Source organism: Hydrogenobacter thermophilus TK-6 (assembly GCF_000010785.1).
GTDB classification, from domain to species: Bacteria; Aquificota; Aquificia; order Aquificales; family Aquificaceae; genus Hydrogenobacter; species Hydrogenobacter thermophilus.
Window position 1 is genome coordinate 54,396 of sequence record NC_013799.1, and the last position, 17,929, is coordinate 72,324.

Below are 17,929 nucleotides of genomic sequence, written 5' to 3' on the forward strand. Positions count from 1 at the left end.
GCTAAAATTACTACCCATGCTACAGCTTATTTTCCTAATGCTCTCCGTCTTAAGTCTTTCCTTCTGCGGAGAGATAGTAGCCACCACATACCCTGTCTACTACCCCCTTAAGTATTTGGTGGGAGAAAAGCACAGACTAGAAGTGCTAGTCAGGTCTCAGGCTGACCCTCATCACTACGAGCTTACACCAAAGGACGCTGAAAGGTTGCTGGGTGCTAACTTGGTGATGACCCTTGGTCTTGAAAGCTGGGAGTGGCGTCTTTTAAAAAACCTGCCAAAGGGAAAGGTGGTCACTTTAAGCGAAGGAATAAACCTCTTAAAGCGAGGCAGTTTTCCGGATCCACATGTGTGGCTTTCCCCAAAAGAGTACAGAGTTGTGGTAAGGAACATAAAGGATGCGCTGGTAAGATGGGACCCTTCCCAAAGGGCTTACTACCAGGAGAGGTACAGTCAGTACCTTCAGAGATTAAACAGCTTAGACAGGAAGTTGGAAAGCACGCTGAAGACATGCAGTTATAGAACGCTTGTGTCCACACACAGAGCCTGGGACTATCTGTCAAGAGACTATGGGATTAAGACTCTGAGCCTTTCGGGAGTTCATGCGGAGGAGGAGCCAAAGCCTTCCGAGATCAAGGCTATAGTGCAAACTGTAAAGAGAGAGGGCTTAAAGTACATCTTTGCGGAGGTGGGACAGGACAGGAAGGTGGCGGACTTTATAGCAAGCCAGACAGGCACCAGAGTATTAATGCTAAACTCCTCACTCTTTCCACAACTCAATTCTGATGACTACTTTTCTATAATGGAGAGGAACCTAAGAGCGCTCAGAGAGGGGCTGGGATGCAGGTAAAGGAGGCGCTAAAAGTCAAAAACCTGAGCTTTCGCTACAGGCGGGACGAGCCTCTGATAGATGACCTTAGCTTTTCTGTGCTTGAGGGGGAGTTTTTTGGCATACTGGGTCCCAACGGCTCTGGCAAGACAACGCTCTTGAGACTCATACTGGGGTTTTTAAAACCTCTGAGCGGTAGCATAGAGCTATTTGGCGAGGATGTCAGGACTTTTAAAAGGTGGAATAAGGTAGGGTATGTACCTCAGAGGTTTCATGTGGAGAAGGCTTTTACCGGCACTGTGGGTGAGCTTTTCAGAGCTTTAGCGCCAAAAGAGAAAGTAGGCTGGATAATAGCTTACCTTCATCTGGAGGATCTTCTAAAAAAACAGTTTACCAAGCTATCAGGTGGTCAGCAACAGAAGGTGCTTCTTGCCCTTGCACTCACCACAAACCCTGACATGATCCTGCTTGACGAGCCTCTAACAGGTCTTGACATACACGCACAGGAACACATAGAGAGCATACTAAAAGAGATAAGCAGGAAGAGAACGGTGATAGTGGTGTCTCACGATGTGGGATTTGTGCTTCGGAACGCGGACAGAATTTTGTGCCTTGGCATGCAAGAGTGCAGACTTATAAAGGCTCAGGAGCTTGAAGGCATGCTGAAAGAGCTATACAGACTTCACTGAAATGCTACTTTTAGAATATGCTTTCCTCTGGAAAGGTTTGGTAGGGGGTCTTCTTATAAGCGCTTCTTCATCCTTAGTGGGTGTGTTTTTACTCATGAAGAGACTCTCCCTTCTGGGTGCGGGACTCTCTCACGCAGCCTTTGGCGGTATAGCTCTGGCTATTCTTTTTAACGCAGACCCAACACTTTTTACGCTCCTTTACACGGTGCTTTCTGGACTTCTTCTCCAGTTTCTGATAGAAAAGAGGGGATTGCCTGCGGACACTGTTATTTCCCTCTTTTTCTCCCTGGGTGTTGCCCTGGCTATACTTGTTCTGAGCATAACACAAAACCTCGGCAGTAATGTATACTCTTACCTGTTTGGGAGCGTGCTTACCGTCTCCGACAGGGAGCTTTATAGCGCCTTAGCCACTTCACTTTTGACTTTTCTGTTTGTACTTGCCTACTACAGAAAGCTGTTGCTTATTAGTTTTAACGAGGAGCTTGCCACCTTGAGGGGGGTAAAAGTTAGCCTTTTAAACTACTTACTTATCAGCATAGCATCCGCCAACATAGTCTTTGCCATAAAGGCTGTAGGTCTCATACTGGCTTCCTCCTTCATAGCCATTCCTCCCATGTCCGCACTGCTAGTAGCCGGCTCCTTCTTTTCCACTTTAGCGCTCTCCCTGTTTCTATCTTTGAGCGCAACTCTGCTGGGCATGCTGCTATCTTTGGAGCTTGATGCGCCACCAAGCGCCACCATAATTCTCTGCATGGTCTTTATCTTTTTGATCCTTACCTTATGGAAAGGCATCACCCTTCTAAAAAGAAGACTTTCACAAACTTCTTAGCCTTATGAGGCTCATCCTTGAGCATAATTCTCGCCTTTGTAATAGCGTCTTTGCCTGCACCCTTTGGAAGGTTATGCTCCCTTATCCACAGGAGAAACCTGGCTCTTGCAAACATGCTTGCCACGGACACCGCAACATCCCTCTCTCCCTTCTTTTTAAACACCACACCCTTTCCGAAGGGACTCTGGCTTGAGTAAGCATCTATGGTTATCTCCACATGGTAATGCTTGCGCACATCCTCTATAAGTGTGCGGTAAGCCCTGTCCATTATTCTGTTGAGGTTTCTCACCTCACTGTAAAGCTCGTTTAACTGCTCAGGCTCGTACACAAGGCACTTTGCCTCTACTAGAGGAGATAGTGCCTCCACCTTTTTAAGTAAAACCTCATCCTTCAAAAGTTTGCAGTCTTTTGGCGCTAACGAAAGCACCCTCTTGTAATGGGAGGGTGGTATTATTACACAGCAAAGCACTAAAGGACCAAACACATCCCCCTTCCCCGACTCATCGCAACCTATCTGCACCCCTGACGGCTCTTCCATCAAAGAGAGTATTTCTTCTTTTAGAAAAAGCGCCCCATTTCCCTGCAAGAGCAAAGAGCCAGAGCGATACAAAGTAGCGCAGGTGCCTTCTCTGCATAGCGACCAGATGGCATACTCTATTTTTCTCTCTTCAAAGCCCCTGTCCTTTAAAAAAGCCCTTACCTTGTCGTAATACTCTTCTGGAAGTCTCAGACTAATATTCAAAGTGCTAAAATATTATATATGAAAAACTGGGTTAACTCAACAAGTTTGAAACTTAAAACCCAGTTTTTCTGCAGCTTAACACTCTTTTATGCCCAGTTTCCTGTACAGGCTCATCACGGGACACCAGTTGGTGAAGGCGGACTGTATTTGGTTGAGAGACATAAAGAGCAGGAAAAGCTTCCAAAACCAGTGAACATCCGAGCCTCTTATGCCAAAGAGAAACACTATCAAAAGGAACACACCTGATGTAAGCCTCAATGCTCTATCCATAGTCATGGCTATCCTCCAAATAAGAATATAAATATATTATTATATACCATAAGCAAGTTCTATTTTGTTTATCTTTGCGCGAGGTTATGCCAGCTTATAATATTTTGATACATGGAAACGAAAAGACAGCTTAGCACACGAGAGGTCACCATCATAAACGAGGTTGCAAAGATACTAAGTAAGGGTATGAACTTTTTGGAAAGTGCAGGGGAGGTACTTAAAATACTTTACTCCTTTTGGGATGTTAAATACAGTTATGTAGCCCTTTACAGAAAGGATCTTAAGCTTCTCAAAATAGTGAAAGCTTTTGGCTTGAAAGAGGAGGAAGTGGAGAGAGGTCTTTTCAAGAGAGGAGAGGGTATTATAGGCAAGGTTTATAAAAGCGGTGTACCTGTGGTACTTTCAGACCTCAGCACTAACTCCTACCTGAATAGGACAGGTTTAAAAGAGAGATTGGAAGGAAGTGAGTCCTTTATAGCGGTACCTATAAGAATAGGTGGCGAGATCATAGGTGTGCTTGCTCTTTTTAAGAGCTTTGATAAAAAGGAAAGCGTGGAGAAAGCTGTTGAGCTTCTGATAATACTTGGGACTATGATTGGCATGCTTTACAAGTTGGAAGAAAGAATAAACATGGAAAGGCAGGAGTGGGAAGAGGAGAAAAAGGCTCTGACGCAGGCGCTTGGTAAAAAGTATAGTCTTGAGGGCATAATAGGCAGAAGTGTTGCTATAAAGAATCTCATAGACTTAGTAGAAAGGGTATCTCAGACGGATATAACGCTTCTTTTAACTGGTGAAAGTGGAACTGGTAAGAGCCTTATAGCCAAGGCTATACACTTTTTGAGCCATAGGAAGGAAAAGCCTTTCGTTACCATAAACTGCTCTGCTATACCTGAGGCACTCCTTGAAGCTGAGCTTTTTGGCTATGAAAAGGGTGCCTTTACGGGTGCTTACACTTCTAAAAAAGGAAAGTTTGAGATAGCTAATGGTGGTACGGTATTCCTTGATGAGATAGGTGATATGCCCCTCTCATTACAACCAAAGATACTGAGAGTTCTTCAGGAAAAGGAGATAGAAAAGCTTGGTAGTGAGAGAAGCATCAAAGTGGATGTTAGGATAATATCAGCAACCAATAAGGACTTACGGCAGTTGGTCCAAAAGGGGGACTTCAGAGAGGACCTGTACTATCGCCTCAGTGTGCTTCCTATACATATACCACCACTGCGGGAGAGGAAGGAGGATATACCTCTTTTGGTGGACCACTTTTTAAACACCTTCAATCAAAAGTACAGTAAGAATGTAAAGATAGATGCCAAAGCCTTGGAGCTTATGATGGAGTATCCTTGGTATGGTAATGTGAGAGAGCTTGAAAATACTATAGAGAGGTTGGTAATACTAAAGGACGGCATTGTAAAGGAGAGTGACTTACCGTCTTACTTTTTTGTTGAACTTAGCAGAGATGAGCCCAGAAACCTCCCATCCGTTATAGAGCTTACAGAAAGGGAAGAGATAATAAAAGCTCTTGAAAGAACTGGCTATGTTAAGTCAAGGGCTGCCAAGCTTCTCGGTTATACTCTCAGGCAGCTTGATTACAGAATACGCAAGTATGGGATAAGCTTGAAAAAATTCTGAACTTCCTTTATAATTAATTAGGTAAAAAGGGGGCAGCCCCACTGGGGGCAAAAGAGCCTGATGCGCTTTTTAAAATATTACTTGAGCAGCTATTGTGGCATTGGTTCTTGTTGAACCTTGACTGGGGTCTACCACATCGGCACCTACCATCACTTTTGCTGCATGTCCATTCAGGTAGTAATTAAGCCACACCTGATATCTGTTTAGCTTTATGCCACTTCCAGGGTTACCCTCGGGCTTTTGATACTCCCACCTTAAACCCAAACCGGGCTTCCCTGCACCTACCTTCTGGTCGTAGAGAATCTGTCCTTCAGCATAGGCTAATTTGCATTTTTGATACTGACTGCAGTCAGTACGATCTGCGGGAACTGATGATGCGGGTAAAAAGTCCTTAGTCTCCACATAACCTGCACCCAGGTTGGGAACGATATCACCGAACTTCTTTTCAAACTGGAAGTCCACCGTCCACATCTTGGCAGTTTTTGAATTAGTTGCTGTCTCCCACTTCTGGGCTGTATAACCCGCACCCACTGTAAGCACATCTTTCTTTCCCAAGTATGTTTCGCTTAATACGTAATCCGTCTCAGGAGAAAATCCCAGCATGGTGGGTGAAAACTGCACCCTTACAGTATAAGCTAAGTTATCTTTTACTATGTTCTGACCATTTACAACATCACCCTTGTTATAAAGGCCGTCGAATAATCCTAGCCTATACTGAAACATACCACCAGCGATGTTCCCCCAGAGTGCCACACCCTTATCTCTGTAAACAGGGCTTACTGCAATCCCCTGTGCAAATCCTCTGTATATAGGTCCCGTTTCCGTTACATAAGTTGCTTCATTGGTAATGTGCAGTCTTGTGTAAGGTGCTCTAAACTGACCTGCGGTTATCTTAAATTCATCAGCCAAGTTGAAGTTTATAAAACCATCAATGAGACGCATCTCCTTCCCCAAAGCGTTGTTTTTGTTATCCACCAAACCAGGTGCTATCCATATCAAGGCAAAATCCACCTTATCATAGGCTTTACCCATGAACCACCATGCAGGATATACAAGGTTAACATTGTAGCTCCTTTGCGTATTGGTGGGGTCAAGTCTCAGGTCGGGAGTGATACCTTTGTCCAAATAGCCACCCCACACCTTCAGCCACGCTCCAAGACTCAGCGTGACATCTTCGCTTACCTTGATGTCAACGGCGCTGGAAACTGATGGCAGAGCTACAAGAGCGCTTAGCAGAATAACTTCTCTTAACTTCCCCATGGCAAACCTCCTTTAAATTGGTTTAATCGTCAGGTGTAATTATATACACTTTTTGTAGCGTTTCCATTCAAATTTCTTATGAGGGCTATAAGGTTAGGTTATACTAAACCGTATGAACCCCAAAGTTGCCATCATAATGGGTAGCCTGTCAGATTGGGAGTATCTGAAGGAAGCACATAACTTGCTTAAAGAGTTTGGAGTTGAGTGTGATGTTAGAGTGGTGTCCGCACACAGGACGCCCGAGGTGATGTACGAGTTTGCCAAAAGTGCAAAGGATAACGGTATTGAGGTTATCATAGCAGGAGCGGGAGGAGCTGCTCATCTGCCGGGCATGACAGCATCTCTAACGACTCTGCCAGTCATAGGCGTGCCTGTACCCTCCAAGCATCTTTCTGGCGTGGACTCTCTTTACTCCATAGTTCAGATGCCTGCAGGTGTACCTGTGGCAACGGTGGGTATAGGCAACGGGGTTAATGCAGGACTTTTAGCTCTGAGAATCTTATCCATAAAGTACCCTCACATAGCTCAAAAACTGGAAGACTACAGAAAGAGCCTTCAGGAGAAGGTAGAGAGAATGAATCAGGAGCTGAAGAATCAAACTACATAATACCTGTTTTTGCCCTCGCGCTTTGCTCTGTAAAGACCAGCATCCACTCTTCTTAAAATGGTATCCACAGTATCCCCCTCTCTATAAGTGGTTACTCCCAAGGATATGGTTACCTTAATGCCTTTATCAAAGACGGTACTTTCTACCATTTTCCTTATCTTCTCAGCAAAGGCTGCAGGGTCTTCCAGCTGAGGTAAGATAATTAAAAACTCCTCACCACCCCATCTTCCGAATATATCAGCCTTTCTTATGTTTCCCTTTACTAAGCGAGCAAGTCTTTTAAGCACCATATCTCCCATTTTATGTCCATATGTATCGTTTATGCGCTTAAAGTCATCTATATCAAAAAACACTATACCGAAGGGAAGTTTGTATCTCTCTGCCTTTACAAGCTCCCTTGAAAGGAACTCCTCAAGAGCATATCTGTTGTATATCTGCGTAAGCCCATCATACATAATCAGTCTTCTCAATTTCTTTTCAGCTATCTTTCTCTCAGTTATATCCACCATCACGCCTATGCCTGCGGGAGACCCCTTATAAAAAATTGTCTCGGAGCTAATTTGAACCCATCTTATCTTCCCATCCTTCCTTTTTATTCTTACCTCGTATCGCTCAACGCCTTTTATTCCCGCATCCCTTTTTAACATAACGTTTCTTACCATCTTTCTGTCCTTGGGATGGATAATATTTAGCACATCATCAAGCTCTATAAGTTCCTCAGAAGAATAACCTGTGATCTCGGCTAAAGCTTGATTTACATAAAGAAGTTTTTTGCCCTGCCTTAAAAAGATGCCCACAGGAGAAGCATCAGAGAGATTTCTGATGATCTCTTCCTTTTCGTGCTTTTCAGTAATGTCCATAACATAGCCGTAGTATCCTATGACCTCTCCTTGGTCGTTCTTTACCACTGTGGTGTGGTCCAGAACCCACTTGACTTTACCATCTTTGGTGACTATCCGGTAGTCTTCGTGCGTCCATGAAGGTGCACCGCCTTCTGTATAGGTTTTAACCTCCCTTGCTACCCTCTCAAGGTCATCCCTGTGTACCATGTCCGCATAGGTTATATCACCTCTTAAAAACTCCTCCACGGTGTAGCCAGTAAGGTCCTTAACATTTGGAGACACAAGCTTCACAGGCCAACCTGGACTGTTATCCCAGAAGAAGAACACTATGGGACCCTCTGAAACAAGCAATTGAGAACTAAGCCGACTCCCCTCAAGGGCTGTTAGTAGGTGAGAAAGGTCTATGTGGAGCTCTATATAAGTTTTGCTCTCTGGAATGCATCCCGCCACCACATAAAAGTAAGCCTCCCTCCCTGCCATCCTGTGAACATGCACCGCATGATAGCTTTCCAGTCCCTTTTCCTCTATAGATTTTACTGGACAGGGGCAGTTTTCCATCGTATAGCACGGCTGAGAGAAGCTGTGAGTGATTTCATAACACTTGCCTTCCCTATCTCCGTAGGTCTCCTTAGCCTTTCTGTTTAGAAAAATTACCTGGTAATTCTCGTCTATGACAAGGACAGGCAAAGGAATAAAGTCAAAGGCTGAGTAATCCATATGAGTGGGCCTCTATAAGGGCAACCGCAACAGAATAATCCCTTTCATGAGAGATAGACACCCATATGCTAACACTTTCAAGCATACCCTTTAAGTCATCTCCCAAGATGTTTACCTTTGCAGGCTTTCCTCTGTCTCCAAGCACCTCTATTTGGGAGAGCTTAAGAACTATACCAAACCTCTGGTAGAAAGCTTTCAAAACAGCCTCTTTACATGCCCATCTGGCGGAAAGACACTCAAAAAAACACTTCTGCGCCTTGCAGTATTCTAACTCCTTCTGTGTATATACACGACTCAGGAACCTATCTCCAAACCTCTCCACCGCGGTTTTTATCCTCTCGTTTTTGACTATGTCTATACCCAGCACAAGGAAATTATAAAAGGGGGACAAGCCCCCAGTAAAGGCTCACTTCTTTTCCACTATAACTCCCTTTAGCGGTGCTACTGCCTGCAGAAACTCCTGCTGTTCCTTTGGGGGTACTTTAAACTTGTTGAGGGTTTCCTTGGTAAGTTCCACAAATCTGTTCCAGTCTGAGTCGGATATACCGAGGCCTTCGTGTACAGTCTTCATATCCCTTCCTGTATAAATACAGGGACCACCTGTTGCACTGCATACAAAGTCAGTAAGATGAGCTATGAGCCTTCTCTTGCTGTCGTTGCTAAGCCCCTTAAAGTAAACACCCAGCTGTTTGTCGGTGACTAGTCTGACCGCCAGGTCGTTGACCACCGCGGATATGGCATCATAACCGCCCAGCCTCCGATAAAGGGTCTTTTCTTTGTGCATCATCTCCGCAGAACCAACCCCAAAAAGCCCAAAAACCAACATAAGGCTAAGTGCAGTTTTTCTCATGATATCACCTCCTTTTACTTATTCCTGTCATCAACTACATCGTTCCTTTGGCTTTCTAGTATGTTGAGAACTGCTTGCTGTAGGTCATCAGGAACGCCGTTTTTCTGCATAGATTTTTGAACGCACGCCTTAAAACTGTCTACATCATCGTTGGCTATCCCCTTACCATCAGGTCCTACCATACCTTGATGTGCCGCTCTCATAGGTCTACATGTAAAGGTCCTCTGCACTCCATCAACAGGACTTGTGTAAGTTATGGTCGTTGGAAAAGTACAGGGTCCACCGGCAGCGGCGCACAGCTGTTTTGTTAGGCATACCTTTATACGTTCAAGAGAGTCCGCTGACAGACCTCTGAAGAATATGCCTATGTTGGGGTCGGTTGCAAGGCAGGGGACTGCATCGTCTACCACTTTCCTAATGCCTGCCTCACCACCGAGCCTCTCAAAAGGCGATTGAGCGCTGCTGCTACCCCCACAGGAAGAAAGCATAAAGCCCGCAGAGGCTAATAAAGCAAGTGTGCCTAATATATACCTTCTCATAGTTCCACCTCCTTAAGGTTTTATGGTTTTAATGCTAACTTCAACAGACTAAAGCTTCAGTGACTTAATCACACAGTGTGCTATACTTTAAATCTGATGGGAGACTTCACCAAGGCAGGTCTGGATAAGGGAGACATAGAGAAGGAGCTGGAGCATACCCTTACCTCTGCCAGAATGCTCTACAGGACCTACCTTTTGACCATTGAAGACTACAGCAGTGAGGAGCTTCTGGCAGACCTCAAAGAGTATACCCACCAGCTGGAAACCTCTATACTGCCTCTTGTCAGAAGGGCGGAAGCCACTAAAGTTCCCAAGCTGGTAGACATGGCTTACGAGATACGCTACACCTATGAAAAAATCATAGAGGTTATAAGAGAGCAGCTGGATAGAACTTAGAGGAGGTAAAAAACATTTGACGAAAACTGTTAAAAAGTGCACAATAATATTACTAAGGAGCAGAAAAAGAAGATGATAACCTTACATTGTAAACTAACTTTTGAAAACAACAAGGACAAAGAAGCACTGATGGATATAATGAGAAAATTCTCATCTTGTTTTAGATACGCCTACAACAAACTACTTGAAGGACACTCAAGAAAAGACCTTAAAAAACATCTACAAAAAATATTTAACATAAACTCAAGATATGTAGATGACGCAATATTCAAAGCCCAAAGTTTGATTAACTCTTGCATAGCAACATACCAAAGCCCAAGTAAAGTAATATTTGGAGGTAGAAGACTATTTGAGCTCCTCAAAAACAAACATATAAACGGAGAAAGAAGAAATAAGCTAAAACAAAAATGGGAAGAAAGAAGAAAACACTGCCTATACTCAAGAGGAGACAAAACAAAGAAAGGAAACCTAAACATAAGAATAGAACTTGAAAAAGATAAGCTTACACTTAGAATAAACACAGGAGATAGAAACTGGATAAAAGCAAACATAAAAAGAACAGCAAACAGACAAAACGATAAATGGATAAATTTCATAGCAGACTTAATACGAGCAGAAGAAACAAAAGAGTACTTCCCATACTCAGTAGAGGTAAGAAAGATAGACAACGATTTCTATGCATTTATAAGCTACCAAGACGTAAAGATAGAAGAACCAACTATAACAAAAGACAATGGAGTAATAGGGATAGACATAAATGCAAGCCCATTTCACATAGCTATGGCAAGTGTAAAAACAGATGGAAATTTAGAAAAGATAAGAAGAATATCTCTACACCATCTATTAGGCAAGACAAAAAATCAGAGAGAATATCTATCTTGGCAAATAACACATCAGATAACAGATATGGCTAAGGAAGAGAATAAAGCTATAGCCATAGAAAAATTATCCAACATACCGAAAGGAGAAAGAGGAGATGGCAATGGAAAGCTAAGGAAGAGACTACAGCAATGGATATACAAAGGTTTGTTAGAGAAAATAAAAACACTTGCTAAAAGAAAACGCATTCAAGTTATAGAAGTAAACCCGGCTTACACATCAGTAATAGGAGCATTAAAGTATGCACCACAGTATAGTTTAGATAAAGATACAGCAGGAGCATTTGTAATAGGCAGGAAAGCACTGGGATTTAGAGAAGAAATACCTAAGAACTACGAAAAGCTAATAACAGAGAAGGAGTATTTAAAATTTGCAGAAGAGAGAATAAGACAGGAGAAAGAGAGAACACAAGAGAGTTTAAAAGAAGAGAAAAACCAGTATAAGAGAAAACCGATACAAAAGAAACTAAAAGAGCTAAACAAAAACTTAAAGATAATCCAAAGCCTTTACAGTGAGCCACAGGCTCAAGAGCCTGTCAACCGATGGAAGCAGCAGGTGAGAGGCTTGTCTTGGACAAGTTATAAACTGTGGCAAATTGTGAAGGTAGCCCTTGCTATCCCTGTTCTGGGTAAGTCTCTAAGCAGGGACTTATCACCCTTGAAAGGTATAATAGTTTCAGGGGCTTGGGATAGGGTAGCAAGAAGGTTAGCTCCTGTTTCTTGGGACAGGGGCTATGGTATGGACAAATACCGCCAGCTGGGGACATGTCCATACCTGAAGGAGGCGGGATACAAATACCCCAGCCCAAAGTGTGGAGTTTTATATCCACGCTTTGGATAACCAGGTTTGCTATGCCAAAGGTGGCTATAATTCTGGTGGATGGTTTTGAAGAGGTTGAAGCAGTAGCTCCTATTGATGTGCTAAGACGCGCAGGAGTGGAAGTGCTTATAGTTGGGCTCTCCAGAGAGCCTGTGGCAAGCGCAAGAGGTATAAAGATACTGCCCGAGCTGTCAATAGATGAGGTGAATCTTGAGGAAATAGACATGGTGGTGCTTCCTGGTGGTGCGGAAGGTGTGGAGAACCTCAAAAAGGACAAAAGGGTAGAAGCACTTGTGAAAGCGCTCAAAGATAAAGATAAGTATGTTTCAGCCATCTGCGCAGCACCTACTGCTCTTGCATCCTTTGGCGTTCTTGAAGGGAAAAAAGCAACCGTTTATCCATCATTAAAGGAAGAGATAAAACCAGCGGTATTCGTTGATGATAAGGTGGTGGAGGATGGCAGAGTAATAACAAGTCAGGGACCTGGCACCGCATTGCTTTTTGCTCTTAAGCTGGCAGAAAAGCTTGCCGGTAAGGATAAAGCTCGTGAAGTAGCTCAAAGGATGCTTATAGATTGGTAATGCTCCAGGTGAGGGTAAAGCCCGGCGTGGAGGAAAAGCTAAAGTCCTACTTTCCATGGGTTTACAAGCCTGAGATAACATCTTACTCAAAAAAGCCACAGAAAGGTGATCATGTAGTCGTTAGGGATGCTGGCGGACACTTCCTTGGTTATGGCTACATAAACCCTCAGGCAAACATAAGTATAAGGCTTTTATCCTTTGAGAAGGAAAAGAAAATAAGTTATGAGCTAATAAAGGAGAGGGTAGAGCAGGCGTATAACTACAGGAAGAGCCTATCTTTAAACACAGACGCCTTCAGACTCATTCATTCAGAGGGTGATTTTCTGCCAGGGCTTGTTATGGATGTTTATGGCGATTACGCAGTGGTGGAGTTTACCACCTTTGGCATGAATGCCATGAGAGAATGGGTGATATCTGCCATTCTTGAGGTATTAAAGCCAAAGGGCATTTACGAAAAGAGGAACGAATACGCTCAAAAAGCCGAAGGTTTTAAAACTGAGGAAGGTGTCATATACGGAAAGGTACCTCCTGAGATTACCATATACGAAGGGGATTTAAAGTACTATGTGAACATACCTCAGGGACAGAAGACGGGCTTTTACTTGGACCAAAGGAAAGCCAGAAGCATGATAAGGCAGTTAGTAAAGCCAGGATACAGGTGTCTTGACCTTTTTTGTCATACGGGTGGCTTTGCTCTTAACATGAGGAAAGCAGGCGCAGGAGAAGTTCTGGCGGTTGATATATCAGCTCAGGCTCTTGAAGTGGCAAAAAGGAACGCGGAGCTAAACAGTCTTGATAATATAGTGTGGATGGAAGAAAATGCTTTTGACTTTATGAGGAAGCTACACAAAGAGGGTCAGGTTTTTGACTTGGTGCTCATGGACCCACCATCCTTTGCCAAAAACAGGGCAAGCGTACCTAACGCTCTTCGTGGCTACAAGGAGCTTTGCGTGAGGGGGCTTCATGTGGTAAAAAGGGGAGGCTACTTAGTTATATACTCCTGCTCCTTTCACATAACTATGGACCACCTTCTTAAGGTGCTTCTGGATGCAGCAAAGGATACAAGAAGACACTTAAGAATTGTGGGAGTTAGCTTTCAGGACCTTGATCACCCCTGGGTGCTTCAGATGCCAAATACCCTTTACCTGAAGGGAATATACGCGGAGGTGCTTTGATGAATATACACCAAGCCATCATCTTAGGCATTGTGGAGGGGCTAACCGAGTTTCTGCCAGTTTCTTCAACGGGACACCTCATACTTACCGCTCATCTTATGGGTCTTGAAAATGACAACTTTACCAAAAGCTTTGAGATATCCATACAGATGGGTGCCATCTTAGCGGTTCTTTTTCTTTACACAAAGAGATTTTTAAGGGACTATCAAGTGTGGAAGAGAATACTGGTAGCCTTTTTCCCTACGGGTTTGCTGGGCTTTCTGCTCTACAAATTTATAAAAAATTATTTAGTAGGCAACGACAAGGTGGTGGTTGCTTCTTTGTTCTTGGGCGGGGTGTTTCTTCTCTTTGCGGATAGAGTGTGTGAGCGCTTTTGCTATATGGAAGATGCGTCAAAACTCAGCTTGAGAAAGGCTTTCATGATTGGCATCTTTCAGTCTCTTGCCATGATACCAGGGGTTTCCAGGTCCGCATCCACCATCATAGGCGGGATGCTGATGGGCTTAAACAGAAAAGCTTCTGCGGAGTTTTCCTTCCTTCTGGCTGTTCCTACCATGCTAATTGCTACCTCCTACGATGTTTATAAATCGCATACTACTTTTACGAATGCTCAGTGGTATCTTTTATTCGTGGGTTTTCTGTCTGCCTTTTTAACCGCTCTTATAACGGTAAAAGTCTTTATAGGTTTTATCTCCAGGCACTCCTTCCTACCCTTTGGTATTTACAGAATACTGATAAGCTTTGCTTACGGCTTTTACTTTTTATAAAATGGACAGATGGATACTTTATGCAGTGGTGCTGCTCTTTTTTATGGGGCAAACCGCTATTGTAAGCTCTAATACCGTCCCTTACATCTTTGAACGCTATGCAGACTTCAGCATATACAAAAAGCCTCTTTACCAGCTGTTTACCTTTCTTGCGGGTCTGTTTATAGTAAACTGGCTATTTTCAAGGTTAGATTACAGAGTTCTCAAAAAAAAGAAGGTGGTTTATACTTTGGTGCTTTTATCCACAGCCTCTCTTCTGGCAGTATTGATAAAAAAGTTCGTAGCTCACAAACAGGTAGACAGATGGCTCGTAGGTACCAGCTTACAGCCTCTTGAGTTTGCAAAGATTACTCTGATAATTTTTATCGCTTACTACATAGTAGAGAAGGGTTCTGTAAGACAGTGGAAGTACATATTCTGGGCTTCCTTTATAGTGTTTTTAAATGCCTTTTTGGTTTCTCTTCAGCCTGATAAGGGAGGAGCAATCTTTCTCTTAGTTCTGTGCGGTCTTATGTTATATGTGGGCGGTATTCCTAAGAAGGTTTATCTGCCAATAATTGGTGTGTTTTTCCTATTTATTGCTTACTTGCTTACTTCCAAGTCGGGGTATGTGGCGGAGAGATTCTCAGCTTGGAAAGACCCCTTTGCCGACCCTGAAGAATCGGGATACCAGATCATACAGTCCCTCTTTGGATTTGCTCACGGAGGCATGTGGGGGGTAGGTATAGGCAAAGGTATTCAGAAGATGGGAGCTCTGCCAGCAGCGGATACAGACTACGCGGTATCCCTTCTGGCAGAGGAGCTGGGATTTGTGGGTATGCTTGTGCTCTTTTCTCTTTACCTTCTTCTGGTGGGAAGGCTTTTTTACTTTACTTACAGGGTAAAAGAACCTTTTGGTAAGCTTTTACTTTTTGGCATAGCCTTAAACTTTGCCCTATCCTTTCTTTGGAATGTGGGCATGGCGGTAAACCTTCTGCCACCCAAGGGAATAGCTCTCCCCTTCATCAGCTACGGTACTTCCAATCTCCTCTTCTCTATGATAAGTATAGGACTGGCTCAGTCCGTTATAAGAAGGGGATTGTTTTAAACTATTATATGGCATGCTGACACTTAGTTTAATTCTTTATCTTCTTTCCTTCTTTGTTGCCATACTTTCCTATTACGGTAAAATTGCCCAAAAAGCAGTCTTACCGCCTTTGATGTTTGCCATTGTATCCTACTTTATATACATACTTCATATAAGCCTTAAGCTGGGCAGTTTTCCCTTTGCTAATCCTTACGGTTTTTCTTCCATATTGGGTAATACGATGGTGCTTACCTTGACCATCTTTTCCCTTAAAAACAGCCAATTTCTCAGATTTTCAGCCATCTTTTCTTTTATTGGGATTCTGTCCGCTCTTCTTGCCCTCCCTTCGGAACCATCTCCTTATAGGAATCCTCTCTACTCTCTGCATATACTCTCAGCCCTTTTTGCGTATGTATCCGCCTTTTTTGGTGGACTTTCCTCTCTTTTGAGACTTTTGCTGGAAAGAAGACTAAAGCAAAAAGACCTCCCCGCCTTCTCTCTGTCCATAAACCTCTTGAGGACATCCGAAAGGATTGCGGTCAATCTTTCCTTTGTGCTTCTTACTCTTACCCTGATTTTTGGAAGTTTCTGGACAAGGGTTCACTTTGGAAAGCACTGGGTAAACGACCCTAAGCTACTTTTTACCTTCATCCTCTGGATGTATTATGCCTTTGTGGTACATCTGAATCTGGTAAGGGGATTAAAACCCAAACAGCTTTCTGTCCTTATACTCTTGGGAAGTCTTTTCTCCCTTCTTAACTTACTTTTTGTGAGACATGAAGTTTAAGAGAGTATTTCTCATAGGTTTTATGTGTAGCGGTAAAAGTACGATAGGAAAAGAGCTTGCTAAAAGTCTGAGCTGGAAGTTCTGCGACCTGGATGAAGAGGTCCAAAAGGAAGAGGGCATGAGTATAAAAGAGATCTTTGAGCTAAAGGGCGAGGACTACTTTAGAAAAAGAGAGTTGGAAGTTCTCAAGTTGCTCGTTTTAGAAGACAATGCAGTAATAAGCACGGGAGGTGGTCTTGGGGCAAATAAGGAAGCTCTGGAGCTTATGAAAAGGCATGGATTGGTGGTATGGCTTGATGTGAGCTTTGATGCTTTTTTGCAAAGGTGCAAAGACGTTCAAGAAAGACCACTTTTGAAAAAGAGCTTGGGAGAGTTAAAAAAGTTATACCAAGAGAGAAAAAAAATTTACTCCCAAGCTCACGCTCACATAGATACCACAGATGAACCTAATAAAATAGCACAGCGTATCATTCAAATACTTCAAGACGAGAGAAGATGAAAGGAATCTCGTAATCTGCTGACTCTTTTGAATCTGAAGCGTGAATGGCATTCTTGCCTTTATCGGTACCAAAGAGCGCTCTTATGGAGTTAGGAGCTACCTTTCTTGCCTCTTCACTGTCGGTGGGTCCTATGATCTCTCTAACTCTTCTTATGGCATCTTCTCCCTCTAAGATACAGGCAACTACGGGTCCGGATGTCATAAACTCCACAAGCTCTGCGTAGAAGGGTCTTTCTTTATGAACTATGTAAAACTGCTGTGCCTGCTCTTTTGTGAACCTAAAAAGCTTCATGGCTCTCAGCTTAAAGCCCTCTGAAAGAAACCTGTCAATGATCTTACCGGTAGCACCCTTTTGAAAGGCATCAGGTTTGATAATGATGAGCGTCCTTTCCATACTCAACCTCCTCTCTGAGTTGTTTTCTCAAAAGCGACTTTTTATACTCTTCAAGAGCTAACTTTTCCTGTTCTTTGTATAGGCTCTCCCTCTTTAAAAGGTCCTCCCAGTTTATTTCTTTAGCTTCAAACCATGGTCCATCTGTGCAGGCAAGCCCACTTTTAACTCTGCAAGTAAGACAAAGTCCTGCGGCGCAGAGCATATGAACCACTGGCATAGTAATGTGAGGCGTAGAGTCATATATCTGCGAAAGGATTTTTGAGAGCATATTGCTACCCACGGACACAACCAAGTCAAAGCCACTGTAAGCTACTATATTTTCCTGATACACCACTTCATCAAACCCTTCCCTTTTCAAAAGATGGCTAAGGCTTTCATCCAAACAAACCATCTTTACATAATTTCCCAGATCCTTTAGAGCTCTGCCCACACTTATAGCAGGTGCTATCCCCCAACCTTTGGAGTATATGACCACCTTTCCATAGTTGCCGACGGGGAAGGGTTTTCCCAGCGGTCCAGCAATGTAATAAAAGGCATCTCCCTCCTCCTTTATCTCAAGCGTGCTTCTTCCCACCACCTGCACTAAGCAGGAAAAACCGTTATCAAAGGTTTCAAATACGCACACTGGAATTCTTTCCGAGTGCTCTTTTAGCTGGAGCAGAACAAACTGACCTGCTTTTGCATGGCGTATGTGAGGTGCATGTATCTTAAGGAGTATAAAGTCTTGGCTTATCTGCTCTTTGCTAAGGATATCAAACATGCATGA

The 17,929-nt window shown here is 43.3% G+C and carries 22 protein-coding genes; 13 read left to right on the forward strand and 9 right to left on the reverse strand.

The window, feature by feature from the left end; genetic code table 11:
- Nucleotides 1–16: 16 nt before the first annotated feature.
- From HTH_RS00240 to HTH_RS00250, 3 genes are read left to right on the forward strand one after another with little or no spacing between them, the layout of a single operon-like run.
- Entirely contained in the window at nt 17–847 is an 831-nt protein-coding gene (locus HTH_RS00240; protein ID WP_012962696.1) for a metal ABC transporter substrate-binding protein, read from the forward strand.
- Nucleotides 838–1,515, forward strand: coding sequence for a metal ABC transporter ATP-binding protein (locus HTH_RS00245; protein ID WP_012962697.1), 678 nt, complete (start codon nt 838–840; stop codon nt 1,513–1,515). The genes HTH_RS00240 and HTH_RS00245 overlap by 10 nt, the downstream gene beginning before the upstream one ends.
- A 1-nt stretch (nt 1,516) precedes the next feature.
- A complete protein-coding gene (locus tag HTH_RS00250; RefSeq protein ID WP_012962698.1) occupies nt 1,517–2,344 on the forward strand; it encodes a metal ABC transporter permease in 828 nt (275 codons plus the stop codon).
- Here the strand turns inward: HTH_RS00250 and rnhC are convergent.
- Nucleotides 2,307–3,086: a ribonuclease HIII gene (gene rnhC, locus HTH_RS00255; protein WP_012962699.1), complete on the reverse strand. Its 780-nt coding sequence runs from the start codon at nt 3,084–3,086 to the stop codon at nt 2,307–2,309. The two genes, HTH_RS00250 and rnhC, sit on opposite strands and share 38 nt — an antisense overlap.
- 75 nt (nt 3,087–3,161) lie before the next feature.
- The gene (locus tag HTH_RS00260; protein WP_012962700.1) at nt 3,162–3,362 is read right to left on the reverse strand and encodes a YgaP family membrane protein; all 201 of its coding nucleotides are present in this window, start codon (nt 3,360–3,362) and stop codon (nt 3,162–3,164) included.
- Between the two features lie 105 nt (nt 3,363–3,467).
- Here HTH_RS00260 and HTH_RS00265 point away from each other — a divergent pair, with 105 nt between their 5' ends.
- Entirely contained in the window at nt 3,468–4,985 is a 1,518-nt protein-coding gene (locus HTH_RS00265) for a sigma-54 interaction domain-containing protein (protein ID WP_012962701.1), read from the forward strand.
- A 69-nt stretch (nt 4,986–5,054) separates the two neighbouring features.
- On the opposite strand, the gene HTH_RS00270 is transcribed toward HTH_RS00265, so the two are convergent.
- A complete protein-coding gene (locus HTH_RS00270) occupies nt 5,055–6,245 on the reverse strand; it encodes a hypothetical protein (RefSeq protein ID WP_012962702.1) in 1,191 nt (396 codons plus the stop codon).
- A 112-nt stretch (nt 6,246–6,357) separates the two neighbouring features.
- Between HTH_RS00270 and purE the strand changes: the two genes are divergently transcribed.
- Nucleotides 6,358–6,852, forward strand: coding sequence for a 5-(carboxyamino)imidazole ribonucleotide mutase (gene purE / locus HTH_RS00275; RefSeq protein ID WP_012962703.1), 495 nt, complete (start codon nt 6,358–6,360; stop codon nt 6,850–6,852).
- On the opposite strand, the gene HTH_RS00280 is transcribed toward purE, so the two are convergent.
- The 4 genes from HTH_RS00280 to HTH_RS00295 are packed head-to-tail and all read right to left on the reverse strand — an operon-like array spanning nt 6,840 to nt 9,800.
- Nucleotides 6,840–8,411 carry a diguanylate cyclase gene (locus HTH_RS00280; protein WP_012962704.1) on the reverse strand — a complete coding sequence of 524 codons (1,572 nt, stop codon included), beginning with the start codon at nt 8,409–8,411 and terminating at the stop codon, nt 6,840–6,842. The genes purE and HTH_RS00280 overlap by 13 nt on opposite strands.
- Nucleotides 8,392–8,778 carry a holo-ACP synthase gene (acpS, locus tag HTH_RS00285; RefSeq protein WP_012962705.1) on the reverse strand — a complete coding sequence of 129 codons (387 nt, stop codon included), beginning with the start codon at nt 8,776–8,778 and terminating at the stop codon, nt 8,392–8,394. The genes HTH_RS00280 and acpS overlap by 20 nt, the downstream gene beginning before the upstream one ends.
- Before the next feature lie 39 nt (nt 8,779–8,817).
- Nucleotides 8,818–9,261: a group I truncated hemoglobin gene (locus HTH_RS00290; RefSeq protein ID WP_012962706.1), complete on the reverse strand. Its 444-nt coding sequence runs from the start codon at nt 9,259–9,261 to the stop codon at nt 8,818–8,820.
- 14 nt (nt 9,262–9,275) lie between these two features.
- Nucleotides 9,276–9,800, reverse strand: coding sequence for a group I truncated hemoglobin (locus HTH_RS00295; RefSeq protein WP_012962707.1), 525 nt, complete (start codon nt 9,798–9,800; stop codon nt 9,276–9,278).
- 96 nt (nt 9,801–9,896) lie between these two features.
- On the opposite strand from HTH_RS00295, the gene HTH_RS00300 reads away from it, so the two are divergent.
- From HTH_RS00300 to HTH_RS00335, 8 genes are all read left to right on the forward strand, one after another.
- Entirely contained in the window at nt 9,897–10,196 is a 300-nt protein-coding gene (locus HTH_RS00300) for a hypothetical protein (RefSeq protein WP_012962708.1), read from the forward strand.
- 72 nt (nt 10,197–10,268) lie between these two features.
- On the forward strand, nt 10,269–11,915 hold the full coding sequence (locus HTH_RS00305) for an IS200/IS605 family accessory protein TnpB-related protein (protein WP_012962709.1): 1,647 nt from the start codon (nt 10,269–10,271) through the stop codon (nt 11,913–11,915).
- Nucleotides 11,916–11,926: 11 nt separating this feature from the next.
- Entirely contained in the window at nt 11,927–12,475 is a 549-nt protein-coding gene (locus tag HTH_RS00310; protein ID WP_012962710.1) for a DJ-1 family glyoxalase III, read from the forward strand.
- Complete coding sequence (locus HTH_RS00315) at nt 12,475–13,650, forward strand: class I SAM-dependent rRNA methyltransferase (protein WP_012962711.1); 1,176 nt, start codon at nt 12,475–12,477, stop codon at nt 13,648–13,650. The genes HTH_RS00310 and HTH_RS00315 overlap by 1 nt, the downstream gene beginning before the upstream one ends.
- A complete protein-coding gene (locus HTH_RS00320; protein ID WP_012962712.1) occupies nt 13,650–14,417 on the forward strand; it encodes an undecaprenyl-diphosphate phosphatase in 768 nt (255 codons plus the stop codon). The genes HTH_RS00315 and HTH_RS00320 overlap by 1 nt, the downstream gene beginning before the upstream one ends.
- Nucleotide 14,418: 1 nt before the next feature.
- Nucleotides 14,419–15,504 carry an FtsW/RodA/SpoVE family cell cycle protein gene (locus HTH_RS00325; protein ID WP_012962713.1) on the forward strand — a complete coding sequence of 362 codons (1,086 nt, stop codon included), beginning with the start codon at nt 14,419–14,421 and terminating at the stop codon, nt 15,502–15,504.
- Nucleotides 15,505–15,517: 13 nt separating this feature from the next.
- Complete coding sequence (gene ccsA, locus HTH_RS00330) at nt 15,518–16,270, forward strand: cytochrome c biogenesis protein CcsA (RefSeq protein WP_012962714.1); 753 nt, start codon at nt 15,518–15,520, stop codon at nt 16,268–16,270.
- Nucleotides 16,260–16,769: a shikimate kinase gene (locus tag HTH_RS00335; protein WP_012962715.1), complete on the forward strand. Its 510-nt coding sequence runs from the start codon at nt 16,260–16,262 to the stop codon at nt 16,767–16,769. Before ccsA ends, HTH_RS00335 begins: the two co-directional genes overlap by 11 nt.
- Here HTH_RS00335 and ndk read toward each other — a convergent pair.
- Nucleotides 16,738–17,163, reverse strand: coding sequence for a nucleoside-diphosphate kinase (gene ndk, locus HTH_RS00340; protein WP_012962716.1), 426 nt, complete (start codon nt 17,161–17,163; stop codon nt 16,738–16,740). The two genes, HTH_RS00335 and ndk, sit on opposite strands and share 32 nt — an antisense overlap.
- Nucleotides 17,132–17,923: an oxidoreductase gene (locus HTH_RS00345; protein WP_012962717.1), complete on the reverse strand. Its 792-nt coding sequence runs from the start codon at nt 17,921–17,923 to the stop codon at nt 17,132–17,134. The genes ndk and HTH_RS00345 overlap by 32 nt, the downstream gene beginning before the upstream one ends.
- Nucleotides 17,924–17,929 lie beyond the last annotated feature (6 nt).